At 35.8% G+C, this 26,500-nt stretch carries 24 protein-coding genes and 1 pseudogene; 11 read left to right on the forward strand and 14 right to left on the reverse strand.

Features of this window, described 5'->3' with window-relative positions; all coding sequences use genetic code 11:
- Window positions 1-37 precede the first annotated feature (37 nt).
- Entirely contained in the window at window positions 38-1,336 is a 1,299-nt protein-coding gene (hemL, locus tag AC1M9E_RS09175; protein ID WP_481607665.1) for a glutamate-1-semialdehyde 2,1-aminomutase, read from the reverse strand.
- A 31-nt stretch (window positions 1,337-1,367) separates the two neighbouring features.
- Window positions 1,368-1,988 (reverse strand): thiamine phosphate synthase, encoded by a 621-nt coding sequence (gene thiE / locus AC1M9E_RS09180; RefSeq protein WP_481586403.1) that lies wholly within the window; start codon window positions 1,986-1,988, stop codon window positions 1,368-1,370.
- A gap of 843 nt (window positions 1,989-2,831) precedes the next feature.
- Here thiE and AC1M9E_RS09185 point away from each other — a divergent pair.
- The gene (locus AC1M9E_RS09185) at window positions 2,832-3,029 is read left to right on the forward strand and encodes a hypothetical protein (protein WP_481588997.1); all 198 of its coding nucleotides are present in this window, start codon (window positions 2,832-2,834) and stop codon (window positions 3,027-3,029) included.
- A gap of 162 nt (window positions 3,030-3,191) precedes the next feature.
- Here AC1M9E_RS09185 and AC1M9E_RS09190 read toward each other — a convergent pair.
- A pseudogene (locus AC1M9E_RS09190) lies at window positions 3,192-3,801 on the reverse strand (HAD family hydrolase).
- A gap of 294 nt (window positions 3,802-4,095) precedes the next feature.
- Entirely contained in the window at window positions 4,096-4,476 is a 381-nt protein-coding gene (locus AC1M9E_RS09195) for an Mpo1-like protein (protein ID WP_180028595.1), read from the reverse strand.
- 214 nt (window positions 4,477-4,690) lie between these two features.
- On the opposite strand from AC1M9E_RS09195, the gene AC1M9E_RS09200 reads away from it, so the two are divergent.
- Window positions 4,691-6,157 (forward strand): CYTH domain-containing protein, encoded by a 1,467-nt coding sequence (locus AC1M9E_RS09200; RefSeq protein ID WP_488224712.1) that lies wholly within the window; start codon window positions 4,691-4,693, stop codon window positions 6,155-6,157.
- A 39-nt stretch (window positions 6,158-6,196) separates the two neighbouring features.
- Here the strand turns inward: AC1M9E_RS09200 and AC1M9E_RS09205 are convergent, their stop codons facing one another.
- The gene (locus AC1M9E_RS09205; protein WP_481607667.1) at window positions 6,197-6,844 is read right to left on the reverse strand and encodes a TetR/AcrR family transcriptional regulator; all 648 of its coding nucleotides are present in this window, start codon (window positions 6,842-6,844) and stop codon (window positions 6,197-6,199) included.
- 117 nt (window positions 6,845-6,961) lie between these two features.
- Between AC1M9E_RS09205 and AC1M9E_RS09210 the strand changes: the two genes are divergently transcribed.
- From AC1M9E_RS09210 to AC1M9E_RS09220, 3 genes are all read left to right on the forward strand, one after another.
- Window positions 6,962-8,200 carry an MFS transporter gene (locus AC1M9E_RS09210; protein ID WP_488224713.1) on the forward strand — a complete coding sequence of 413 codons (1,239 nt, stop codon included), beginning with the start codon at window positions 6,962-6,964 and terminating at the stop codon, window positions 8,198-8,200.
- A gap of 391 nt (window positions 8,201-8,591) precedes the next feature.
- The gene (locus tag AC1M9E_RS09215; protein WP_488224714.1) at window positions 8,592-8,816 is read left to right on the forward strand and encodes a hypothetical protein; all 225 of its coding nucleotides are present in this window, start codon (window positions 8,592-8,594) and stop codon (window positions 8,814-8,816) included.
- A gap of 383 nt (window positions 8,817-9,199) precedes the next feature.
- A complete protein-coding gene (locus tag AC1M9E_RS09220) occupies window positions 9,200-9,889 on the forward strand; it encodes an aspartate/glutamate racemase family protein (protein ID WP_092767123.1) in 690 nt (229 codons plus the stop codon).
- Between the two features lie 168 nt (window positions 9,890-10,057).
- On the opposite strand, the gene AC1M9E_RS09225 is transcribed toward AC1M9E_RS09220, so the two are convergent.
- Window positions 10,058-11,767, reverse strand: a complete 1,710-nt coding sequence (locus AC1M9E_RS09225; RefSeq protein WP_481607669.1) for an ATP-binding cassette domain-containing protein — start codon at window positions 11,765-11,767, stop codon at window positions 10,058-10,060.
- A gap of 144 nt (window positions 11,768-11,911) precedes the next feature.
- Window positions 11,912-12,544: a hypothetical protein gene (locus tag AC1M9E_RS09230; protein WP_035268706.1), complete on the reverse strand. Its 633-nt coding sequence runs from the start codon at window positions 12,542-12,544 to the stop codon at window positions 11,912-11,914.
- A 115-nt stretch (window positions 12,545-12,659) separates the two neighbouring features.
- On the opposite strand from AC1M9E_RS09230, the gene AC1M9E_RS09235 reads away from it, so the two are divergent.
- Window positions 12,660-13,049, forward strand: a complete 390-nt coding sequence (locus tag AC1M9E_RS09235; protein WP_092767127.1) for a DUF3144 domain-containing protein — start codon at window positions 12,660-12,662, stop codon at window positions 13,047-13,049.
- 141 nt (window positions 13,050-13,190) lie between these two features.
- Window positions 13,191-14,255, forward strand: coding sequence for an amidohydrolase family protein (locus tag AC1M9E_RS09240; protein ID WP_481954493.1), 1,065 nt, complete (start codon window positions 13,191-13,193; stop codon window positions 14,253-14,255).
- 53 nt (window positions 14,256-14,308) lie between these two features.
- Here AC1M9E_RS09240 and AC1M9E_RS09245 read toward each other — a convergent pair whose 3' ends face one another.
- From AC1M9E_RS09245 to AC1M9E_RS09265, 5 genes are all read right to left on the reverse strand, one after another.
- Entirely contained in the window at window positions 14,309-17,098 is a 2,790-nt protein-coding gene (locus AC1M9E_RS09245) for a M16 family metallopeptidase (RefSeq protein ID WP_481607672.1), read from the reverse strand.
- Window positions 17,099-17,170: 72 nt separating this feature from the next.
- Complete coding sequence (locus AC1M9E_RS09250; RefSeq protein ID WP_092767133.1) at window positions 17,171-17,998, reverse strand: PhzF family phenazine biosynthesis protein; 828 nt, start codon at window positions 17,996-17,998, stop codon at window positions 17,171-17,173.
- Between the two features lie 172 nt (window positions 17,999-18,170).
- Complete coding sequence (locus AC1M9E_RS09255; RefSeq protein ID WP_257219857.1) at window positions 18,171-18,296, reverse strand: hypothetical protein; 126 nt, start codon at window positions 18,294-18,296, stop codon at window positions 18,171-18,173.
- Between the two features lie 104 nt (window positions 18,297-18,400).
- Entirely contained in the window at window positions 18,401-18,592 is a 192-nt protein-coding gene (locus AC1M9E_RS09260; RefSeq protein ID WP_035268717.1) for a hypothetical protein, read from the reverse strand.
- A 234-nt stretch (window positions 18,593-18,826) separates the two neighbouring features.
- Window positions 18,827-19,378: a M23 family metallopeptidase gene (locus tag AC1M9E_RS09265; protein ID WP_035268718.1), complete on the reverse strand. Its 552-nt coding sequence runs from the start codon at window positions 19,376-19,378 to the stop codon at window positions 18,827-18,829.
- A gap of 304 nt (window positions 19,379-19,682) precedes the next feature.
- On the opposite strand from AC1M9E_RS09265, the gene AC1M9E_RS09270 reads away from it, so the two are divergent.
- Together AC1M9E_RS09270 and uraH are read left to right on the forward strand one after the other, a co-directional pair.
- Window positions 19,683-20,465 carry an rRNA large subunit pseudouridine synthase E gene (locus AC1M9E_RS09270; protein ID WP_035268720.1) on the forward strand — a complete coding sequence of 261 codons (783 nt, stop codon included), beginning with the start codon at window positions 19,683-19,685 and terminating at the stop codon, window positions 20,463-20,465.
- Window positions 20,466-20,592: 127 nt separating this feature from the next.
- Window positions 20,593-20,988: a hydroxyisourate hydrolase gene (gene uraH, locus AC1M9E_RS09275; RefSeq protein WP_481588988.1), complete on the forward strand. Its 396-nt coding sequence runs from the start codon at window positions 20,593-20,595 to the stop codon at window positions 20,986-20,988.
- Between the two features lie 16 nt (window positions 20,989-21,004).
- Here uraH and AC1M9E_RS09280 read toward each other — a convergent pair whose 3' ends face one another.
- Together AC1M9E_RS09280 and AC1M9E_RS09285 are read right to left on the reverse strand one after the other, a co-directional pair.
- Window positions 21,005-21,709, reverse strand: a complete 705-nt coding sequence (locus tag AC1M9E_RS09280; RefSeq protein WP_488224715.1) for a hypothetical protein — start codon at window positions 21,707-21,709, stop codon at window positions 21,005-21,007.
- A gap of 128 nt (window positions 21,710-21,837) precedes the next feature.
- Window positions 21,838-23,541, reverse strand: a complete 1,704-nt coding sequence (locus AC1M9E_RS09285) for a M61 family metallopeptidase (protein ID WP_488224716.1) — start codon at window positions 23,539-23,541, stop codon at window positions 21,838-21,840.
- A gap of 179 nt (window positions 23,542-23,720) precedes the next feature.
- On the opposite strand from AC1M9E_RS09285, the gene AC1M9E_RS09290 reads away from it, so the two are divergent.
- Together AC1M9E_RS09290 and AC1M9E_RS09295 are read left to right on the forward strand one after the other, a co-directional pair.
- Window positions 23,721-25,031, forward strand: a complete 1,311-nt coding sequence (locus tag AC1M9E_RS09290; RefSeq protein ID WP_488224717.1) for a D-alanyl-D-alanine carboxypeptidase family protein — start codon at window positions 23,721-23,723, stop codon at window positions 25,029-25,031.
- Between the two features lie 122 nt (window positions 25,032-25,153).
- Window positions 25,154-26,440: an NAD(P)/FAD-dependent oxidoreductase gene (locus AC1M9E_RS09295; RefSeq protein WP_481586420.1), complete on the forward strand. Its 1,287-nt coding sequence runs from the start codon at window positions 25,154-25,156 to the stop codon at window positions 26,438-26,440.
- The last annotated feature ends 60 nt before the right edge of the window (window positions 26,441-26,500 follow it).

Here is a 26,500-nt window from a genome sequence, read left to right on the forward strand (position 1 = left end):
CACTGTAGGCTTATGTTAATAGATTTTCAAAAAAATTCTATTTTAAACGCGCAAATACATTCTTAGCTGCTTGAATAGTGAACGCAATATCCTCATCGGAATGCGCACTTGAGATAAAACCGGCTTCAAAAGCAGAAGGCGCTAAATTTACACCTTCATCCAACATGCCATGGAAGAATTTACGGAACATTTCAACATCGCATTTCAACATTGAATCAAAGCTTGTGATATCTTCTTGATCAGTGAAATACAATCCAAACATACCTCCAACCTGTTGAGTCTTAAATGGTATACCTGCTTCATCAGCGGCAGTCTGTAAACCAATCAATAACTTTTCGAGCTGTGCGGTTAGATTTTCATAGAAACCTGGTTGACGAAGATGTTTAAACATCTCAATCCCAGCTCTCATTGCCAGCGGATTACCTGACAAAGTTCCCGCTTGATAAACTTTACCTAGAGGTGCAATACATTCCATCACTTCGCGCTTACCACCAAATGCGCCTACAGGAAGACCTGCACCAATAATTTTACCTAGCGTAGTTAAATCAGGTGTAACGCCGTAGTGTGCTTGAGCTCCACCTAATCCCACACGGAATCCAGTCATCACTTCATCAATAATGAATACTGAACCATGCTCATCACACACATCTCGAATGGCTTGCAAGAATCCATCAATTGGTTTGACCAAGTTCATGTTACCTGCAACAGGTTCAACAATAACACCCGCAATTTCGGAACCAAACTTAGCAAAACATTCTTTTAAAGTCGCAATATCATTGTATGGAAGCGTTAATGTATGTTTTGCAAAATCAGCAGGAACACCCGCAGATGTCGCCTCGCCTTCACCACTTGTGAGTAGACCAGAACCTGCTTTCACTAAAAGTGAATCTGAGTGACCATGGTAACAGCCCTCAAACTTAACAATCTTGTCACGACCTGTATACCCACGTGCAAGTCGAATCGCAGTCATTGTTGCTTCTGTCCCTGAGTTGGTCATACGTACCAATTCAATCGACGGCATAATTTCACAGATAATATCTGCCAATGTCGTTTCATGCACCGTAGGTGCACCAAAACTTAGACCATCAACAGCGGCGTCTTGAACAGCTTTAATAATCGCAGGGTGTGCATGTCCTAAAATCATTGGTCCCCATGAACCCACATAATCTACATAGCGTTTGCCATCTACATCATACAGGTAGGCACCTTGAGCTTTTTCAATAAATACCGGCGTACCGCCTACACCATTAAAAGCACGTACTGGTGAATTCACACCACCAGGAATATGTTTGCTGGCTTGTTTAAATAGTTGTTCTTGCTTAGGAGATAAACTCATGAAAATCACTCAACTCAAAAAAGTAAAAAATTTAAGCTTGTTTAGCAAATAGCTCTGACCAGTCGTAAACACGTTGACCAACAGTTGACATAGACCGACCCAATACATCGCTAATGACAGCACAAAGATCTGCTCCGGCAGCAATCACTTCAGCGCCATTTTCAACCGTCAAACCTCCAATCGCGCAAATAGGTACATTTAATTTTGCTTTTGCAGCTTTTAATGTTTCTAAACCAATATTACCTGCTTCAGGTTTGCTTTGTGTCGCATAAATTGCGCCAAATGCTACATAATTTGCGCCGTCTGCGATCGCTTGCTCAGCTAGTTCAATAGAATTATTACAACTACGTCCAATTAAGACGTTTTTTGGCAATCTTTCCACAGCCTCTTGGATTGAACCATCATCTTGACCAAGATGCACACCCACGCCATATTTGACTGCGGCCTCTAAATCATCATTGATGACAAAAGGAACCTTATATTGATTACACATATTCTTCATGTATTCAATTTCATAAGCTTGATCTTCTTTCGCAACGTTTTTACGACGATACTGAAGTACTGCAACTTCATAAGTTGCCATCGCTCCTTCAAGCTTTGCTAATAGAAGTTCAATAGGATCATCGTTGGTGATTAAATACAAACCGCGCATAAAGAATAACTCTAGGCAAATACTAAAAATTTAAAACATTATAGGACAAAGCCTTGGAAGAACACATTGATAAAATGTAGAAATTAACAGGCTCTATTGTTGACTAAGCGTGTTCAAGATATTGATTGAAATGAATTTGAGAAATTTAATCCAAGAAAAATTGGCTCCAATACGCTTGAATATATTCCATCTAGTTCTTCGAAAGACACACTTAAGTACATAAAGGAAATTTGCGAAAAAAGAGATATGTTGCCTGCGAAGGAGCCTATACCTGGCATTAGTTATAAACGAATCAGTATGAAAACACCTTTTGGCATGTTATGTACAGCAAATGACTAAGAGATTCCCTTTTAAGATTAGGAGGAAAATAAAATATTATTAAAAATCATAAGTTTATGTGTAAAAATAATAGTAAGGACTTAGTAAATGTAATTATTGAAAAGTAAATAACGATTTATCTAATTAAACCACTTTCAGTGAAAATTTTCTGACACGAGTAAAGAAAGTCAAATTGAATTTATTTGTTTTAAAGAAAATTTAGTAAATATTTATTTTGATTTTGAAGAAATTTCGGTAGTACTAGATGGCAAAGACATTACGTCCGACTATCCAGTAAAGAAAATAGATAGCAGAAGAATATTTGAATTATACAAACCGCTTACATGTGTAAGGTGTAGTTAAAAAAGATGGTGTTGCACTTCAAATGCTAATCTAAGATTTATGAAAGAGATGTATATGTTCTAAAAAGTTCTTATTTGAAGAACAATACACCATATAATTGAATAATTCAGGATCTCAACGTAATATTATTTATATCCTAACCAATATTTATAGAAGAGAAAAATGGATCAATTAAAAAAAATAAATGATGATTTGCATCAAGCCGCTATATTATTAGACAGTATTCCTAGTAAGATTCAATCAGATCCATCACTAGAAAATAGAGAAAATATATTACTGATAGGAAAAGCTCTAAGTCATATTTTTGAACTCCAAAATAATATTTATAAAATTCGACCTGATTTAAAAAACTTAGGATGAGCTCTATTATGTTAAATAGTCGCATTTAATTATTTGATTCATCACTTAATCCATTCAATTCTATAAAAAAGTTATCATATGAGTTAATTATATCATTCATCATACGTCCTCTTTATTTATTCTATTGATGGCTCGCTCTAATTCATCATAATGATGAATACTCTAATCTGTAATAGGTTTTTTTAGTATTTGATTTGGGTGAAAAAAATAGTTTTCATACCAACATTTTTTGCACCTTCTATATCAGCTTTAAGATTGTCACCAATAAAAATACAATCAGAAGGTGAACAATTTAACTGGTAACAAGCATAAGCAAATATTTTTTTATCGGGCTTTCTTAAGTCAATCGCTTCTGAAACTATGATAGTCGAGAAATATTCGGTAAGACCTAAAGCATAAAAATTATGTTCCTGAAAGGGGCTTTTTCCATTGGAGACTAACCCAATCTTATATCCCTTTTGATAAAGATCTGAAATGACTTTTTGGACGTCATCAAAACCAATTGAAAATTTATTGAAATCAGTAATGTAAGAATTAAGTAATTCATCAACAGTAAATTTTTTATATTAAAATCTTTGATTAATTGACTGTAAACGATATCTTTCCAAACATTTCCATTATCATCCAATTCAATAAATTTTTTTATAAATGCATCTTTTAGTTCTTGTGGTACTAATTGGAAAAAATTTACTTGCCAACATATAAAACGAATAAGTGACTCATTCCTATTCAAAATAGTTTGATCCAAATCAAACAGAAGTATGTTTCGCATTAAAAATACTCACTCTCATAATAAAAGTTCTATATATAGTTCATCTTCTTTTTTCAGTATTATTTAAATTAACATAATATGTATTATATGCGGTTTAACAGAATAATACCGTTAACTCATCTAACTGAATACGTTAATTTTTTTATTTAATCCCAATATTTATAATTTGGATTTATTCATTGGATCTTAAGCCTTTCCAGCTATCATATAATCATATTTTTGTGTAGCTTTCTTAAAACATTTCATGACAAAAAAAGCCCAGAATCTGCTGAGCGTTTTTAACAATATATAAATTTAGCTATCAATTTTATCAAATTTACGATCTTTCAAACTCAAGTTTCCGCGCAAAATATCCGATAACATTCTCCAGTCTGAAATAAAGCTATACAACGGTTGTTTAAAGCTTGCTGGCTTATTTTTTTCAAAAACAAAATGCCCCACCCACGCGCATGCGTAGCCTGAAACTAATCCGTAGACTAGATATTTAGCTTTACGCTGACGAATCGCTTGAGTAAAAAAATAAATACCGATTGAGCTACCTGCTGCATGTAAACGACGACTCATAATGCTGCGGTGTTCAGTCAAATAAAAACGATAAAATTCTGAGTAATTCTTGATGGGTAATTGAAATTTAGCTTCTTCTTGCGATGAAGACGGCTCTACATAAGCATTCATTGTTGTATTCCTGTCCTTTTTTTGACCACCTTAATTCAAAAAATTGCACTTGAAAAGCTTATCTTACAAATATTGTGATTAATCATTCATTCAAGTAAATGTAAGTGAATTGTCAAGATTGTGGTTCTAACTGAATCAGTTACAATTCCCTTAAATTAAAAGGCAATCAAATGTCTTACTTCTATGAAAATGATTGATCAATTAGGAAAATCACATGCTTGAAATTGAATTAAAGTTTCAGATCCCAGAAGCTCGACGGAATGCGATTTTAAAAGCAATCGATCCAAAAAAGTCTGAACTCATTCAAATGCAAGCAAAGTACTATGACACTCCTGATCGCCTACTCTCTCAGCATGGGATAGCCATTCGACAACGTCTTGAAAATACCAATTGGGTTCAAACCTTAAAAGCGACGAAAAGTAAAAGCCATTTACACCGTTTCGAACATAATCATGATTTAGGTAATCTTGAGGCTGCACCGAATTTAGATTTATCTATTTATTCAGATAATTCCGAAGCTTATGAGGTCTTAAATGACGCATTGAAAGGTGATTTTGACCAATTAGTCTTGCAGTTTGAAACAGACATTCAACGTACAGTTCGAGTGATTAGCTTTGAAGATGCTGAAATTGAAGTGTGTCTAGATATTGGCGTTGTACGATCAGATGATCGAGAACATGAGATTCATGAAGTAGAGTTTGAACTCAAACAAGGAAAAGTTGAAACATTACTAGCGTTTAGTTTTGAGTGGGTCAAAAAATATCAACTTTGGCTAGACGTTCGCAGTAAGGCTGAGTTTGGTAATTTATTGGTTTCAAATTTAGTTGTAAGCCCAGCGCGAACTGAAAAAGAATGGATCGTTGCAAAAAAAGAAAGCGCAGAAAAAACGATTCGGATGATGATTGGTCATCATATGCAACATTTACTGCCGAATATTGCTGCGATTTCTGCGGAAGTGGCTGAACAGGAACACATCGAACAAGCACATATTGCTTTGAACTATTTGTTTTTAAGTCTATCTATTTTTAAAGACTGGACATCAAAGAGCACAGATAAATGGGCACATCAGTTATCTGCATTTAAAAATCATTTTGAAAACCTAAAACATTATGAGCATATGCAACACACCTTAGGCGCTATTCTGCAAAACCCTAAAACTGCTGAAATGCTCAGTAAAGATGTGCTCTACGCCCGAGAAAAATTAAACAACTTAGTCAAATCTACCCAAAACGTTCAACACTATCTTGAACTTTTGAGTTTTAGTTTAGGCAATTCCAAGAAGGTGCAAACCCAAGACCTCAAAACCTATGCTCAAAATACGCTTCAACAGCAGTATAAAGTTTTACAGGAATGTCTGAATGAAGCTGATCCTTCTAACTTTGAAAGTCTTGACCAATTGGCAATACATTTAAGTGAATTAAGATTCAGTTTCCCAGTCTTAACACAAATTTTTGATGTGAAAAATTTACAAAAATACGGCAAGGCGCTTAATGATGCACATTATGCAGCTGAACAATATCAAGTATTATCTTCCTCATCATCCTACTTACAGCAAACAGAATTAGAAGCCAGTGACTGGTTCGCCTTAGGTTGGTTGACGGCAAAGCAAGAAATTTACGCTGAAAAACTTTTGGAAGCGACTGAACAATTCCTAGTCAGTCGAAAATTTATCAAGTCATAAAATTCAAGTCAGAACTTTTCGTCAATGAGAAGTTCTGACTTAAAAATGATCCCAAGTTTGCATCGCCATGTGTACAACGCTTTCCAATTGTTCAAAAGTAGCCCCATCACGTGCTTGTAAGCTTAGTCCTTGTAAAATCGTCATATAATAATCTGTCATTGCCTGAATATTAGTTTGTGTACTAATTTCACCTGAGGCTTGGGCAGCTAATAATTTTTCTAGTAAATTCGATTTAGATAACTGTCTTTTTTCCGAAATTGATTGTTGTATTTGTTGATTTTGAATCGAACAGTTCATTGTCGACACGACCAACATACATCCTTTCGGTTTGTCTTTCTGCACCAGTCGTTTTAGATTCTCAATCAAATAAAGTTCCATTGCTAATTTTATGGAATGTGCATGTTTAAAAATCATTTCCATCGAGCATGATTCGTGCCTGAGATAATAGTCAATGCAACGATTAAAGAGCTCTGATTTATCACCATACGTACTATAAAGACTAGGTGCAGTGATTCCCATGGCGAATGTTAAATCACTCATTGAAGTAGCTTCATAACCGTATTTCCAAAATAGTGTCATGGCTTTTTCAAGTGCTTGTTCTTCATTAAAACACTTAGGACGTCCACGCCCCTTAGATATTGATTTGGCACTATCCATTTGATTTATTGGCTTTGAACTTTCCTGCATATTCAACCCAATTAATTTTATAATGATCATTAATAAATTAATTGACCCAGATCTTAAATTCAAATATTTTATTTTTATAACAATCATTATGAAATTATTTTCAAGGAGCGTTGGTCAATGAAATCTGAATCTCATCTGACTGAAACCGCTGTTAATTCTCCATCTCCTACAAAAAATCAAGGAAATTGGTTTGCTGTTATTACACTTTCTATCACCGCTTTTATATTAGTGACCAGTGAGTTTCTCCCTATTGGTGTGCTCAATGCAATCGCACTAGATCTCAACATTTCAGTCGGTACTGCTGGCCTGTTCATTACCCTTCCAGGCGTGATGGGTGCTTTCGCAGCACCGCTTATCTCGGTCTGGGTGAAGCAACTTGATCGACGCTATTTATTAATCGCACTCACAGCGGTCATGGTCATTGCAAATTTCATTACGAGCTATTCAGAAAGTTTCACTTGGATTCTATTGAGTCGCTTTTTCTTGGGTATCGCGATAGGCGGATTCTGGGCAACTGTAATCGCCTTAAGTGGTCGTGTTGCACCTCCTCACCTACCCATCGCCAAAGCAACAGCTATCGTCATGGCTGGCGTGACTCTGGCAACTGTGCTGGGTGTTCCGGTTGGAACATGGCTAAGTGAAATTTACGGTTGGCGTAATGCCTTTATGATCACCTCGGTGATTGGTGCCATTATTCTGTTTTTTGAAATTAAATTCCTACCGAAATTACCGCCGACTTCAGCTATTCAATATAGTGATCTACCCGCATTGTTTCGAGATCCAAAAGCTCGTAAAGGGTTAATCATTGTTTTATTTATCGGATTAGCGCATTTTTCAACATACAGTTACTTGGCGCCTTTCTATAAAAATGAAGCAGGATTTGATGGTTCAACCATCAGTTCTTTACTTCTTATTTATGGAGCAGCAGGCTTCGTAGGCAATGCATTCTCCGGTTATAGCAGCAATATCAATGTCCGCTATACACTTTTTGCTGTTGCATTGTGTTTAGCAATCGTATTCCTTACATTCCCTGTTTATGCCAAATTCTTAACTGGTGCATATATTCTTACAGCATTATGGGGTTTTGCTTTTGGTGCCTTTCCTACGACAGCCAATATCTGGATGTTTTTACATGCGCCACATGCGGTTGAAAAAGGGATGCCTCTTTTTGTCAGTATGTTCCAAATCATGATTGCAGCAGGCGCTTTATTTGGTGGTTTTATGGTAGATCACTTCAATACCAGTGCCTTAATTTACAGTGTTTTGATTTTTATCTCTTTAGCTGTAATTGCTGTATTTACACATAGTCGAGGATTGAATAATCCTAAAGCTCAGCAATGTACATCAATTAATTGAGTTGAGTTGAGTTGAGTTGAGTTGAGTTGAGTTGAGTTGAGTTGAGTTGAGTTGAGTTGAGTGTAATTTTTTACGCTCAATTCTTAAATAATTCTATGAAATATAAACTCATTTCGTTGAGTGAAATCAATTTAAGAAATTAACGCGCTAAATTCTCAACCATCATTCAAATCGATCAATGCACCAATTCGGTGACATTTGCACAAAAATGATGAATTTTTTCATGAAAAATCCGTTAATCACTCCTCCATATTATTAATTATACCTAAATTATATATTTATCATTATTTATTAGTTGGCATACAAAATGCATTCATTATGATGAGTCTATCGTTTAACGCTAGTTATTCGATTTACTTGAAAATAAAATCAAACATGAATGGTGAATACAATGAATAATTCAAATCCAACAACTTTAAAAGAACTTACATTAGATGAAATTGAAGCAGTATCTGGTGCAGGTTTAGTGACTAATTTGCTTGGTACTGTCGGCTCTCTTGTAGTATTAAAAGATCCTTTAGTGAAAATTGGCACTGGCGTAAATGAAACACTTAATGGAACAATTGATTCACTAGGATTAGGTGTATTAAAAGGTGTTGTAGACACGTTGATTTAATTTTAAAAATCTTATGAACAATAGACTTTTTAATCTTTCAAATCACTCATCAAAAGGCTCATGAATGAGCCTTTTGATTGATATCCTACAAGATTTTGAACTAGAATGCTCTATACATGGATTGTTCAGCAATACAATAATTTTCCTCTATTTATGGCATCTAAGTTCGGGGTTAATGTGAATTCTTCCGATGAGAAGCTTACTCAACCATAAGATTGGTAAATTCTGCTGCTAAACTTATATACATTCATCCCTAAAAATACACATCAAAAGCTGAACTTTTCTCACTTTGATTAAGTCATTATTTTAAAAAGTAGCAATTTCATACTCGATAATTTTCATTATATTGATAAATTAAATATTTAATTTTTAAAGGTGCGAACTTGAAGACAATTGGTTTATTAGGTGGAATGAGTTGGGAGTCGACTGATTTGTACTATCAACAAATCAATAAGATGGTTCAAACGAAACTTGGCAAGTTACACTCTGCTAAGGTTATTCTTATTAGCGTTGATTTCGCTGAAATTGAGGAGTTACAACGCAAAGGATTATGGGAAGATGCAGGAATCTATTTAAGAGATCAAGCCATACAATTAGAAAAAGCAGGTGCAGATGGCATAGTACTTTGTACAAATACAATGCACAAAGTAGCAACTTATATTGAGGAATCAACCAACATACCATTTATTCATATAGCAGATGCGACAGCCATGGAAATCATGAGCCAGAAAATTACAAAAATTGGGCTGCTTGGTACTGCATTTACGATGGAACAAGATTTTTATAAAAGCAGATTGGAGGAAAAAGGACTTAAAGTAATAACACCTAATAAAGCGAGTAGAAAAATTGTTCATGATATTATTTACAACGAATTATGTTTAGGCATAATTAGCGAAGCTTCGCAAAAGAAATATATTCATATTGTCGAAGAATTAATATCTTCTGGCGCTGAAGGAATCATTTTAGGATGCACTGAGATTTGTATGCTTATAGGAGATCTAAAATTCTCAGTCCCTCTATTTGATACAACTTCTATTCATGCGCAAGCAGCTGTAGATTTTGTATTATCATAAATATTTCATAGCATAAAAATCATTCAGCTCATGCTAAAAAATATTTAACTGACATCAAAATCGATCATCAAGTACATGAATCGTTGCTCAAGACTAAATTTAATCAAATTAATACATATTTTAAAAATCGCTTTTTTTGATTGATATTCATGCCACAACAATCATCATTTAATCCTCATCGATAGAATTTAGAATGATGTTGAAATCAATAATTTCATCTGCGATTTCTGTCGCCATACGTTCATGAGAAATCATAATGACCGTTTCAACTCGCTCTTGAATAATTTTTAAAATTTTCGAACTTGTTTTCTCATCTAAGGCTGCTGTAGGTTCATCTAAGATCAGAAGCTCTGGTTGTTTTAATAATGCACGAATGATGTTTAATCGTTGTTTTTCACCACCAGAGAAGTTTTTATAAATTTCTTGTATATCATCGTCTAACTCAATTTGATTTTTTTCCAGCAAATGGAGTAAATCGAACTCTTTTAGCCAATGTTTAAGCTCCTCATCAGAATATTTGATCTCAGTATTTTGAATCAAATTTTGTCTTAATGAGGTTGAATAAACGATCGGAGTTTGGCTGACCACAGCAATCTGATCAAATATCTTTTCTGAAAATACTGAAGTGATCTCTAAATTTCTAAAGAATAGTCGTCCAGATTTGATCTTTTCTATTCCCACCAAATAATTGAGGAAACTTGATTTTCCAATACCTGTTCGACCTTGAATTAAATATATTTTTCCACACACGATGTCTAAATTAAAATTTTCAATCGTCTGCTGACCTAGATCAAATGTCACATTTTGAAATGAATACGCCACCTCACTTTCTTTCTGTTCCTCAGCTGTTAGATCATTCGTACTGAATGACTCATGTTCCAATTCAAAATATTCTAGGTACTGATCAATAGCCACAATATGACCTTTCAAATGAATGATATTTTGAGACATCATCATTAACGGAATGGTTAAACCTATAATATAGGTACTGACTAAAACAAAATCACCTGAACTAAAACTTTGATATTCAAACATATAGACTGATAAAACCATGAATACCAAAAGAAAAAATGACACAAATAACAGTTGATATATCATGAGATACTGAAGTTTTTTATAGGTATCCTGAGTCTTTATTTTATAGTCATCGATTCTGCGGCTAAACTCTTCAAATTCGTAATATTTCGAATGACTGAGTTTGATATCATAACTTTGTTGGAGTTTTTCAATCACAAATTGATTCAGTTGATTTCGAGCACCATACATAATCGTAAAGATATCTTGTGTCTTAAAGGTAATGATGAGCGATAAAGCAACTGTACAAGCTGAGAATACGAAAAAATACACACCAAATTCAAGATTGATCGTATTTCCGAGCACATACACCATACCTAAGATTTTAAATACCGTAGGTACAATGACAAAAAATATAGTAAAAATAATTGTACCAAGTGCTTCACTGCCACGAATTAGATTTGCATTAAATACACCGATATCTTGTTGTCGTTGATCTTTTAATTTCAAATCAAGAAAATTAAATACTCCAGCTTTAAGCATGGATGCATCAACATTTCTGATCATCATAGACATGGCAAAATTATTTATATTCTTCATCCCCTCATTGATAAACCAAGCGAGTGCATAAGCAACGGCGAATAAATAGAGCAGATGAATTTGAAAAAAGTCTTGAATCGAATAGTAATGATCAGGTTCACTGGTCTGGTCAATCAGCAGCTTAAACAAATACGGTAAACCAACACTCGTACCAATAATTAAAATTTGAAGTATGGCTAAAACGAAGAATACACTTAATCCATTTTCATCATGTTGACGGAATAACATCCACGCCTTTTTAAATTGTTTAATCTTTTCAGTCATCATTCTTTAAATTAGTTATTTTTTATGATGACTATTTTAAACAATACTAATCAATAAGTTTGGATATTGATCGTAGAAGCTTTGTACTTATAAAGTAGCTAATCATTGATTCTAATGTCTAAAAACTAAGTTCAATCAGCTCAACTAACGATATTTACCATAAATACGCCACGTGTTGTTATCCGCCAATGGATCGCTATATGAGTCATTTCGTTGCTTACGTGGTTTATCGCGAGCATCAACCAACTCGAAATGAGGCTCAACACTTAAGACAATACCATTTACATAAAAACGTGTTCTCGTATATTCACTTTGCCCATGCTGAAATACATAAGTTCTTAAATCTATAAATTCGCGATGCGCAACTAATGCAGCAGTGTCATCATGATCCAACCAACGACTCATTGCCAAAACTTGTTCAGGTTCAAACTGTCCACACTTCTCTAATACACTAGCAATACCACGAAAAGTCTTTGATTCCTTTGCACGTGTTTTGTTAATGCGAATTCGGTCTACATGAAAATAAAACAGCGGTAAATTTAGATGACTTGGTAAATGAATGGCATCTAAAACCTCATCTTCCATAAAAGGTTGAAATAAATCTTGTGCCCTTTCGATTAGACCTGTCCACTGCTGGTAATAAGCAGCTACTTGCTCTTTGCTTCCATAATAAATGGGAAGACCTTCGACATTCGCAAGATCAACAGGTGGCCAAATATTCTGTCTCAGTAACGCAATATCACTTTTTAAACTTTGAACTGCGATAGCATCTTGCATAGAAAAGCTCATAAAAAAATTACTTAGGCTATTTTTAGATTAAGTGAAAGGTTTAGTTTATGCAAGCCTTTGCCTATAATAGTGCTTGAATTAAGTTATTTATTAGGAACAATTCATGGTTCAAAAGATTCAAGCGACTGATGTCACTGAAGAAGAAGCATTGAATGCGATTTTCTTCGAACGTGCTGATGAATTTATTAAGCAAGCCAATGAATTTTGCCGTGTTGAAAAAGGTTCTACTGTTAAACCAGCCGATGCTCGTGGTCAAGTCAGTGCTGCGATGCTATTTGGTACTGCTCGTTTTAATACATGGGTTGCTGCCAATAACTTTAAAGACGGCAATGAAATGCGTGATGCTAAAGAACAAGTGATGTCTTATATCATGCAACAGTTTCATATGATGCTTGAAGATAATTATGACGAATACTGCGAACAGTTTGAGAACTACCTTCGCTTCCGTCGTAATGAAGAGTTTCATGCAAATAAACATGACCACGAACATTAAATAGATTTGCATTGTGTGCATTGAGCCTCCTTTAGGGGGCTTTTTTAATGCTTAAACTCTAATATTCAAACGAAAATGCAATTCAAAAATTGATCAATTTCTCGTATGTTATTCTTATTGATGACTCAACTAAGGATAGCGATGAATCAACTCAACTTTCCCATCGTCGATGCACATATCCATCAATGGGATCCTTATCACACACCGCATGCTGCCGCTTTAGCTGTTAAACTTTTTGGAAAACATCCAAAAATCTTGGATAAAGTCGTTCGTCTCGTAAAACCTAAAGATTTAATAGAGACAGTAGGACTTACAGATTACATCACAGCACCCTATTTACCAGCGGATTACCACAAAGACATTGGACACTATACTGTGAGCCGTGTTGTACATGTCGAAGCCAGCTGGCATCATCAAAAAGGGACTGGCGTTGTAGAAGAAACGCAATTTATTCAACAGCTTCCTTTTTCTCAAGAAAACATCAAATTGGCTGGAATCGTTGCAACAGCTGATCCTCGTGAAAGTAATTTCAAAAAAATTCTTAAAATGCATAAAAAGGCATCTCGGCATTTTCGTGGTATTCGAAAAATGGCTGCACATCATGAAGATCCTGGAATTCATGCATGGAACGATGATCCCCACCTCTACACTGATCGAAAATTTTTAAAAGGTTTTGAAGCCTTAGCCCAGTACAATTTAAGCTTTGATGCTTGGGTTTATTCTAGCCAGCTTAAAGATGTTATTGCTTTGGCAAAACGTTTTCCTGAGACTTCGATTGTCTTAGACCATTTGGGCACACCAGCAGGTTTATTCGGCCCAGTAGGTAAACACACAGGAATCACCCAAACTGCGCGAGACAATATCTATTTCCACTGGAAAGAAGATCTTGCAGAATTAGCTCAATGTCCGAATGTATATACAAAAATGTCTGGACTCTTCATGCCTGTTTTAGGTCATCAATTTCATACACGACGAACACTAGCATCTAAACAACAAATCATTGAATTGGTCTCTCCTATGATTATTCATGCTTTACAATGTTTTGGGCCTTATCGTGTCATGTTTGCATCCAACTTCCCGATGGATAAAGTGAGCACATCACTCACAAATATCATTGATGCCTTTAGCGACATTGTCGCTACCTATAATTCAGATGTTGTTGAACAGATATTTTGTAAAAATGCGCAGCAATTTTATAAGCTTTAAAAAAAAGGCTCATTCACAATCGAATGAGCCTTTTTGAATCGTACATTGTGGTTCTAAGTTTTAGGCTTTGAAATCATTTCAGGTTGTGGTTTACCATACTGATCTGCCATAACTTCAACCAAAAACTCAGGCTTAATATATTTTTTGATCACTGCATCTATATCTTTCTTCGTCAGTTTTGCAAATGCCTGATCTCGTTCTAGTCTTGAAAGCTGTGTTTTATTTTGCTCAAGCTGACTGTTCAATCCACGATGAATACGGCGCTCATCCTCTAAATTCGTGACACGCTGTTTCATAATATTAGCTTTAGCCGCTTCAAGCTCTTGCTCCGTCACACCATTCTTTAATAAGTCAGTGAATACTTTATGCACACCTTGAGAAACTTGAGCTGATTTTCCTGCTGCATAATTAGCACTTACACCTAGAGCACCAGCATTGATAAAATTATCCAAACTCAAACTACTTCCAAAGCTGTAAACCAACGCATTTTTTTCACGTAACTCCATGGCAAGGCGTGATGATAATTGTGACTCGCCTAGAATATGGCTCAACACATATAATGCTTCTGCATCAGGATGATTATTACCAACTGGAATGGCAATAACCGCTTGATAATTACCAAATTGACGCTGTTCAGCCAGCGCATGAACTTTTTGAGCAGGATAATCTATATGACTGCCCTGCAAACGTTGGTATGGTTCTTTTGTCTTAGACTGACCTAAAGATGAATTCAAAAATTTCAGAATGGCTTTGTCATCAAAATCACCAGTCACCGATATTTGACCATTTTGAGTTGTAAAATACTTTTGGTACAAAGCTTTAATTTGATCATTGGTGATGGTTTCAATTTGCTGCTTTGCTAGCTCAGGTTCAAAATGATATCGCAAATCACCTGGTTCATATCGCTCTACGATTCTAGCGATAGTCAGTCCTGCAACAGTTTCAGGCTCTGTATATGGTCGATTTAATGACGATAATGTTTGCGATTTGATGAGGTCAAACTGACTTTGCTCAAATTTCGGATTATTCATAACGTCGACAATAAACTTGAAGAATTCTGGAAATTTTTCTTTCTTCGCAGATACGTTAATCACAATACCATTATCAACAGCTGAAGCAGATGCTCGACCACCCGCCTCGATTGATTTGTCTGCAATATCTTGCAGGCTATACTGCTCAGATGCTCTCAATAGCAAATAAGACATAAAGCCTAGTGCTTCACCTTGATGCTTGAGTGATTGTGCTGTCCCGAAATTTAAAGATATCGATGCGTAAGTTTTGTCATCGCGTGTTGACGTTGGGAATAGTGCATAATGCATCCCATTTTTCAAAATACCACGCTTGATTTTTTTCTCTAACTTTTCAACATACTGTTTGGAATTTTTTAAGTGCTCAGCCACTTCAGCCTTATACACAGCTGGGTCTTTTAAAGGCTCTTCTTGAGTTGCCACTTGATCTAAAGTTTTTGAATCTTGCTCATTAGCGTCTAGCTCGAGTGCCTTTTTTTGATCCTCAGGCGTAGGTTGTATGTCTCCCGAAATGCGATGCTCAGCAACCAAGAATTGATTTATTACTTGATTAACTTGATCGACATTTAAACTTTGTATCTCTGCTTGATCTTTAAAATATTTTGCCCAATCCCCATTGGATGAAACCACATAATCACTAATGAAACCGCCCACAGAAGAAGCATTGGTCATCATGCTCTCTTGACCATTTTTAATCATGTTTTTGACACGATTTAATTCTGTTTCATTAAATTGATGCTTTTTCTCAATTCCTTTCTCTAGAGAAAGGGCAACTTTTTTCTCGTCGTGATTAGGAGCATACACTGCCCCCATAAAAACAAGATTAAAATCTGGTGTTAACCATGTCGTCGATTGAACCTGTGTAGCCGTACCTGTTTCTACAATATCTTTGTACAAATGACCACTAGGTTGCATTGTAAATAAATAAGGTGCTAAAGCGAGTGCAGTCTGTGTTTTTTGCTGGGTGCCATTGAGATAAATATTGTATTTGCCTAAATCACTTCCCTTTTGCACGATAAATTGACGATCTTTGATCTTGGTCGAATCAAGCATTGGAACTTGGGTTGACTCAGGAATTTGACGCGCAGGAATTTGATTAAAATTTTTATCCACTGCTTTCAGGATATCCGCTTTATTAAATTTACCTGCAATCACTAGAACTGCATTATTCGGTGCATACCATTGTCGGTAAAATTGATTCAGTTCCTTCATGTTGATTGACTGAAGCTCAGCTAAATCACCAATTGGTAGACGACCAAGATACTGATTTCCGTAAGCAGATTTCCAAATTTGATCCATCAATACTGAAAAAGGTTGATCCATTCGAACCTCACGCTCTCGTTTTACGATTGCGATTTCTGACGGAACAAATTTTTCCTGAAGTACGAGCTTATCCATTCGCTCTGCCTCCAGATACAACATTTCATCAATGGCTTTTTTTTCTGGACGGATGACACTCATATACTGGGTAGAATAGTAGTCAGTCATCGCATTACTCATGAGCGTATGCTGATCTAGACGACGTTGAAACTCATCTCCTTTTACATTTTCTGTGCCTTTAAACGCGAGATGCTCAAGTAAATGTGCTAAACCACCTTTACCTTGTGGGTCATTCAAAGCTCCCGTTAAATACACCATATTCATAAAAATTTTATTTTCTTTAGGTATTGGTGCCAAAATTACCCGTAAACCATTTTCTAGTTTGTATTCTTCAATATTTTGTTCAGTCTTGACCAAAACAGGTTGTGCTAAACCGCTAGAACTGACCGCAACGATCATTAAAGTAAGTGAAAGTTTTTTAAAACGAGTTAGCATTGTTCTTCCAATTATTGATATAAAAAAATTGATCACACGCCTGACAAGGGTATGATCAATAGGGTTTATGCTTTAAAGGTAAATTTCAGCTTTCATATAAAGTTTGGCATAGCCAGAAATTTCAATTCTTTGATTCTCTTTAAGTTGGCAATACAACACGCCACCTCGTTCTGAGCTTTGAAAAGCAATAAGTTCTGTTTTATTCAATTTCTCAGCCCACAAGGGTGCTAATCCTGTATGCATAGAACCTGTTACAGGATCTTCATTGATGCCTTTATGTGGTGCAAAATAACGTGCCACATAATCATATTGTTCTGATGCTGCAGTTATAGCAATATCGGGATGATCGGATGCTGTAATACAAGTACTAACCTCATATGCTTCAGCAATTGCATTAATATTGGCAAAATTAGGTTTGGCATCAAGCACATCTTGTTCACTTTCCAAGACTAAAATATAAGCTTGTTGATTTAGATAAATTTCCTTGATTGGACGATCAACCACTTCTTTTAATAACTCAGGAAACTCTTCAGTTAAATGAGGGATTCGAACAGGAAAATTCATTGTAATTTTTCCATCATCTTGTCGAGTGATGGTAAAAATTCCTAAATCTTTGACATGAAATTTAATTTTTTTCGCTTGAGTATACTCATTAAAAAGTACATAACTGCTCGCTAAAGTGGCATGACCACAGAAATCGACTTCAACTTTAGGTGTAAACCAACGGATTTCATAATTTTCATCATCAATAATTTTAACAAAAGCCGTTTCAGCCAAATTATTTTCAAATGCAATATTTTGCATGAGTGATGTATCAAGCCATTCTTCACTGACCACTACAGCTGCAGGATTCCCCTTAAACAACGCTGTAGTAAAGGCATCAACTTGATACATTTTCATAAATACACCCTAATATTTCCAAACTTCTAATTGAGAATAATAATCTTTTATCATTTCAAATCATAGATTAATTTCAATCTTGACTATAAATTATTGCTTCACAAAGATTCGTTCATAAACTGTATATTTCTAATGATCTTCCATAAAAAAACCCTCACATGAGGGTCTTTTGCTATTTACGCTTTTTGAGCGCTTTCTTTAAATCTTTTAACTTAGATTCATGCTTAGAAATTTTCTTAAGTCTCGATTTAATTTGATCTTTTAAATCTTTAATTTTTAACTTGGACTTATTCGCCATATCTTATCTTCCTCGTGTCATTCACTTTAAATTGTTAATGCTTGAATTTACTGACAAGAATGGGCATTCATCCCTAAATTCCCATTCAATTCATGATTAATGGATTAACGATTTTGTTGATCTAAATCAGATTGCTGTTGTGATTGTTGACGGGACTGTTGCTGATTCTGCTGCTGTTGATCTTGTTGCTGTTGCTGCTGATTGGGTTGCTGTTGATGTGGCTGTTGACCTTGTTGACGTTGCTGGTGATTTTGTTGCTGTTGCTCATTTTGATCTTGATTGTATTGATTACTCATTTCATATCTCCATGATTATCAGATTTTGATACTGATCTTGAATTCTTTTTCACTTGAATTAGACCAATACAAATAACCATAACCCTTTTGCACGAAACTGCGAGCATAGAGCTGTATCAAAATACTGCATCGTAACTTCCATTGTGTAAGCTATTTAAATTTCAGAGGATTAAAATTGATATATGTTACGAGGCTTACAAGGCTCTCTCATTTGTTTACTTGTATTAACGAGACTTATTCCTCTGGTTTTAAATCTGGTTTTAAATATGGATATGGATTTGTAGCACCACTCGTTAAATAAATCCCATAATGTAAATGTGGAGGTGTATTGATCGCATTGCCAGTATTTCCCACATATCCTAATACTTCACCGACTTCAACCCAGTCACCTTCTTGGATGTGTGCTGCATATTCATCTAAATGTGCATAGTAATGGCGACTTAACTGAGGTCCTACCACCCAGATGACTTTACCTCCCAAACTATTTGTGCCGATACGACTTACAATACCTTGTGTTGTACTCAATACAGGCGTACCTCGTTTGGCAAAAATATCAATTCCTTGATGTGTACGACCATTTGAACGTGCTGCCCCCCAAGTATCTGCTATTTGAGTTACTTTGACTCCTTCAACGGGTATCGCCAACGGCTCTGTCAACGCTTGCTGTTGAAGTTTCCAGTATAAATATGGATATTGTATTCCTGCTGTTGCGCCTGAATTTGGGGGCTGACAAGCAGTAAGCATCCAACTGATTGCAATGAGTGATCCGATAATCCTTTTTTTCATATACAACCTAACATCTTAAATTGAGTTAAATTTTAGCGTCTGATCGACGTTTGCATTGTATTGTTTAAATTAAAAGCACTTGTCAGAAACCAATAAAAGCCTGCTTATACCGATTAAATCGTCAGAATTACATATTTTTTTTGATCAATACGATACTTTCTTTTTTGAATCACGCATAATAGTCACCAATTCCCCGATTTATTTTGTTTGACTTCAATGATCGAATCCTCAGATCAATTCAGGATGTTCATAAATTCTTGATAAGTCAGACCTTTCACTATTTGCACATTATTGAAGTTTTTATATGAAAATCGTCATTCTCAATAAACCTTATGGCGTTCTCTCCCAGTTTCGTAAAGACGAAGCGCATATGACAATGTCTGATTTCGTTGACGATCCGACTTTACGTCTTGCTGGACGTTTAGACATGGACTCTGAAGGTCTAGTGTTTTTAACCGACCATGGTGGTTTAAATCAGTACATTACCAACCCTGCCAATAAGAAATTTAAAACTTATTTGGTTCAAGTTGATGGTGATGTGACTGAAGAGGCTTTAGAACAGCTTCGTAAAGGTGTAGAGCTTAAAGACGGTATGACTCTACCCGCAAAAGCTGTAAAAGTTGAACAGCCTGAGTGGTTATGGGATCGTGATCCTCCTGTTCGTTTCCGTGCTTCTGTACCTACTTCTTGGGTTGAAATTTCGATTTGCGAAGGTCGTAACCGCCAAGTTCGACGTATGACTGCAGCAGTAGGTTTCCCAACTTTACGTCTTATTCGCACTAAAATTGGATCAATAGACTTAGTACAGATGGGTCTTGAATCTGGCGAAACTAGAGAAATTGAACCATTACTTTATCCTGACTTTCAAAATGTTCCTGCAGAAGAGCCATACCGCTCACGCTCTTATGTGAAGAAACCAGGCGGTACAGGTGGCAAGCCGATTAATAAGAAAGTCAATAAAGATGGTACTAAGAAAAAATCGGGTACTAAACGTATTTGGCAAATGGAAGAACATGAGAAACCACGTCGTAAGACCAATGGTACTACTCGCCCAAATACAAAAGCTCCACGTGGACGCGCACGCTAAGCTCAAGCTATTGTATAAAAAGTAAAAAGGATGCGATTGCATCCTTTTTTTATACATAAATTAACTTAAATAATCTCTCATTTTAAGTACACTTTTTCGATTATTTGCTTATTGTGAGTTGATACTTATGAAAAAATTTACGCTTGCTCTTTCAGGTTTTGCATTCTCAACATTCACTTTGGCAAATCCTTTAAGTGTTCATGTGCTTAATCAAGAAACTGGTCTTCCGTCTTCTAATATTGCAGTTACCCTTGAAGCGCAGCAGGGTGAAAAATGGATAAAGCTCAACGAAGCTAAAACGGATGAAAATGGTCGTATCAAGGCTCTATATCCAGCCGAAACAGATCTTCAAAAAGGTGTTTACAGAGTAACTTTTAAAACTGGTGACTGGTTTAAAGCAAATAACAAACGTACTTTCTTCCCAGAAGTGCCAGTGGTTTTTGTGATTGATGGTAGTTTAGATCATTACCATATTCCGTTGTTATTAAGTTCATATGGTTATTCAACCTATCGGGGTAATTGATTTTAGAAGACATCCTTCAATCTAAATCAATCCCTTTCTCTATCTTTTCTAGTAGCTCTGTCATATTGAGTTCAAATAAACCACTTGAGAAATCTTGTTTTTTATCTCCTAAGCGCCAACCTGAGTCAATTTTTTTTCTATGAAACTCTGGATAAAATTTACCAATTTGTGCAATGTTTCTAGCCATTGAATCCCAAAGTTCACCATGCTTAGGAGATACTTCGTTAGCAGTTATGCTCAAAAAATTAAAAAGTTCAAAAGACGATTCACAAATTTCATAAAAAGCTTTTTCTGCTAATGAATTATAAATTTTTTTATTATCCAATTGATCTTTTACTTCTTTTAAGAAAATTAAATGTTTTTTCTCAAATGGTAGGCAATAAATATAATGTTTATCCCAACTGTACGGATTACCATTTTTTGCTTCAATAATTAATATCAAAGCTTTATTTAATCTCTTTAACTTGGAGTTTTTAACTCTATTTTCTGGTAAATAAATATTTAAATACCAAAAAATTGAACTAACTAATATACCAATACTCAATGCATTTAATATGTTATTCCCTTCTGCAAATTGATAAAAAAAGCTTTCTAAAAAAGTACCTTGAATTAATGAAAATATAGGATCACTACTTGTCTTAAAATAAACTAACAATGATACTAAACATAAAACAACCATAGAGTAAAGTTGCTTCTTATTTTCAGAAAAATTATTTAACATTTTGATTTTGATAAAATTATATATAAGTATCATTATTATATTATCTGTTTTTAATTTTCAATTTTTTCATAAAACTTTTCAAAAAAAACCAGTGCATAAACACTGGTTTTTTTAAATCCTAAGTTAAATTAAGCTTTAAGCCATTTATCAACTTTAGATTGATCTGTAACCTTAAGTTCCACTTCAGTGAGTTCACTACCACCTGATTGAACTTCAAATTGCATTAATTCATCACGACGGAAAGCATGTACATTAAAAGTAACTTCCAATTTTGCATACTTGTCGAGTTGCTTAGTGGTCGCCTTTAAACCATCAACTGCGATGATAATATCATGAGCAGAAAGCCCAGCTTTAACACCAGCGCCATCACGACGAGCAGACTGAATTAATACACCTTCAGGTTTATCTACAAGTTTTAAACCAAATGGTAAAGATTTATCATGCTTTAAAACATAGTCTAAGCCAAATTCAGGGAACAACTGATCAAGCGGTAACTCATCCGTGGTATTAATCAAATGGTTAATTTGTTCAGACCAATCATCACCTGTTAATTCTTGGCATAGTTCATAGATGGTACGTTCATGAACCTGTATACCCTGTTGCGCATTTTCATACAGCTTACGCATCAATACATCAAGACTTGAACCTCTTAAACGTAAACCTAAATCTAGACACAGCGCTACTAAGCAACCCTTGTTATAGTAACTTGTGCCAGCATTGTTAGAGTTTTCATCTTGACGATAGAATTTGACCCATGCATCAAAACTTGACTCTGCAACAGTTTGAACAAAACGACCTGGATTTTGCAAATAACGATCGATCTGCGCCTTTAACAACTTCAAGTAAGATTCCTGAGAAATCACACCACTACGAAGTAGAATTAAATCATCATAGTAGGACGTAAAGCCTTCAAAAATCCATAACAAAGAGGTATAGCCTTCTTTGTCTAAATCATAATTCACAAAATTTTCAGGGCGAATAAATTTCACCAACCATGAATGAAAATATTCATGGCTACACAAACCTAAGAAACGCTGATAATCAACGGAAGGTTCAACAGGCTCATTGGACTTAGGTAGATCATCACGTGGAGAAATCAAACTGGTTGAGTTCGGATGCTCTAAACCACCATAACTGTTACCCGTCGCGATGGTCATAAAGGTGTAGTTTTCAAATGGTGCTGAACCAAACATGGATATTTCTGTCGCACAGATTTTCTCAATGTCTTGTTTCATACGTTCGACATTCATCGCATGTTTGCCAGAAACCACAAACTCATGTGGAATACCATTTGCTTCGAAAGCAAAACGAGTTTGATCTGCAAGCTCAAATGGTGCATCAATCAATTCAGCGTAGTTTTTTGCCTTAAGCGTATAGCGACCACGCACTAAACTTTTAGATGCCAATCCTGTAGCGAGTTGGAAATGTTTCAATTCATCTGGCAAAAATAACTCAACTTCTACCGCTTTATCTTCTTGTCCTTCTAAACCTAAACATGCACAAGCAGGATTAACATATAAGCGTGTTTCATCAACATAAGCACCACGTACTGAGAGGTCGTATGCATAGACGTCGTACTCAACCGTAATCAGCTCAAAATCAGTATTAAATAACTGCCACTTATTTTTTTCATTTTTACGAATCTTGAGTATTCGACCATCTTCATCATAGGCACGAACAGACTCAATATGTTTTGAAAACTCTCGAATGAGATAACTTCCTGGAATCCAAGTTGGCAAGCTCAATACTTGAGTTGGTTGAGCAACGAAACGAACAGTAACGTGAATGAGATGCTGACGAAAGTCGTCAAATTCGATCTGATAATGCAACATAATGTCTTAATTGAGAAACTATAGAACCAACTTGTATTTAGATTAGCATTTTTTTACTTGGAGTTGCGCGATTCGTATTAATTGTCTACAAATCTGACTAGAGTTTCAGAAAAAAAAGGCATAGCATGCGGTGTGCTTGATGATCTATGCCATTGGATTGGCTTATATAGGTAAACCCGTTGAAACTCTACTCTGCTCTACTCATAATTTTTAGTTTTTTTATAGTAAATATCACACATGCTTCCTTGTTCGAAGTTGCACCAGAAAGTTTAGAAGCTGAAGCATGGACTGTCTTAGATCCACAATCAGGTCAAGTCATTACTGAACACAATAGCCATGTCCAACGTGCACCAGCTTCGTTAACCAAAATGATGGTGGCTTACATCGCGCTGAAAGACATTCAAGCGGGTAAAATTAGCAAAAATGAAGTTATTACTGCCACACCAGTTGTCAATGTAGTTCAATGGGATGAGTCTCAGATGTATCTGAAGCCGACTCAACAAATTACGATTGATCAGCTTTTGGCAGGCTTAATTATCATGTCTGCCAACGATGCTGCTGTCACATTGGCTGAACGAATTTCAGGATCTGTGCCTGCATTTGTTCAACGCATGAATCAAGAAGCCAAAGCGCTTGGCATGAAAGATACAAACTTTGCCAATCCAGCGGGCATTACAATGGACATGCACTATTCAACAGCGCATGATTTGGCCGTGCTCGCACAAGCACTCACCAATGAAACACCCGATTACCTTGACTACTCGAAACAGCAAAGTTTTACTTACAATCAGCATTTTCATCGTGCAACAAATATTCTACTAAAACAAGATGCCACTGTTGATGGTTTGAAAACAGGGTTTACTCGTGCTGCAGGCTATAACCTTGCACTTACAGCCAATCGACCAACTCAACAATTTGACCTCAATCAAAGAAGACTTATTGTTGTGGTACTCGGTGCTCAAAGTGGCTTTAAACGCGCTGAAATCGCACATCAGCTTTTAAACCTATCCTATGCTTATACACGCAATGAAATTGCAATTAAAAAAAAGCAACTGATTGCTGAACTCCCTGTAGTCGCATCTACCTTAAAAATGTTCAGAGTCGAAACTAAAAAGCCAAGTATCGTGACGACCTCTTTGTATAACGCGAATCAAATGATTGATATGCGTAATTTTGACAATCAAACTCATCGTTTGATTCAAACAGATGCTTTTGGATTCACTTCAGCTCTTGAGCCTTTACAGCAAACTCAAACGCATATGAACGTCGAGCTACTAACACAATCATTAACCGCACCTATTGCGCAAATTCAGCAGTTGGCACGTATTCATATCTATCAAAATAACCGGCTCATTCAAACGGTAATGATTGAGGATGAACTTCAAATTGATGAAGCATCATGGTTTGAAAGTATTTTGAATTGGTTTAAACAATTATTTAGTTTTGGATCTAGCAGTACAAATCAAGCAAAAATCTATCCTTTAAACTGATTGCAGTTTTTTATTGTAAATCTGTAACTTGTAATACAAAAAGAACAATTCTTTTAAAAAAGAGATGGCATATTAACCCCATCTCTTTTTTATTTATGACGCTATAAAAATAGGAATATTAAATGTCGAATCTTCATCATATTGTCATTGTGGGTGGTGGTGCTGGTGGCTTAGAACTAGCAACACAACTGGGTGACACGCTGGGCAAATCGAAAAAAGCAAAAATTACATTAGTGGACCAAAAGCTCACACATATCTGGAAACCACTTTTACACGAAATTGCAGCAGGTACGTTGAGCCCTAGTGATGAAGAAACAAATTATTTTGGTCATGCTGCGAAGCATCATTATGAGTTTGTATTGGGTAAATTCGAACAATTAGATCGTGAAGCCAAGACCATTCAATTGCTCAAACCTGTTGCATCGACCTATGACCAATCGACTGATCATTTAACACTAAGTTATGACACTCTTATTCTGGCGGTTGGTTCGGTTTCCAATGATTTTAATACTTCAGGTGTGCAAGAACATTGTCACTATTTAGATAATCCAAAACAGGCTGAACAGTTCCAGCAGCATCTACTTCATCTTTATATCGAAGCTCAAAATAATAATGACCATCGTGAGCTGCATATTGGCATTATAGGTGCAGGTGCAACGGGCGTTGAGCTTGCAGCTGAATTAGTTCAAGCCAAACAAAACTTCTTTAAATACGGTCTTAATAAAATTGACCCTAAAAACGTCAAAATTTCACTAATTGAAGGCGCGGATCGTATTCTACCGGCTCTTTCTGAAAAAATGTCAGACCACAGCACTAAGCAGCTTAAGCGCATGAATGTGGATATTTTAACGTCTAAGCGTGTCGAAAAAGTGGATGCTGATCAAATTTACTTTAATGATGGAAGTTCAATTCCAGCACAATTAAAAGTTTGGGCTGCAGGCATTAAAACTCCAGCAGTGATTCAAAACCTAGAAGGCTTCGAAAAAGATCGTATGGGTCGCTTACACGTATTTGCAACACTCCAAACAAAAGCAGATCCGAATGTTTTTGCTTTCGGTGATTGCGCATACTGTATTTTAGATGCCCGTGAAACAGCTTTAGGACCGCGTGCGCAAGTTGCAAGTCAACAGGCTGCTTTCCTCGTTGATGCAATGAAAGCGCGAATTTCAGGAAGATCACAACCGATGTTCAATTTTTCTGACAAAGGTTCACTTGTGTCTTTAAGTGAGAATAAAGCAGTCGGCGAATTACTAGGTCAGGTCAATGTTCAAGGATTTGTGGCGAAGTCGATGTATGTATCGCTTTACCGACTGCATCAAGCCACGATTTATGGTTATGCACAGGCAGGATTACTCACAGCCAAAGATTTTGTGACCAGAAAAATAGCACCTAAAATCAAATTGCATTGAAAAATCTAAAAGACGCCCCAATGTAATATTTAAGCGTTATAAATTATCGAAACTGCATTT

Source organism: Acinetobacter sp. 24-47-47, from assembly GCF_057737035.1.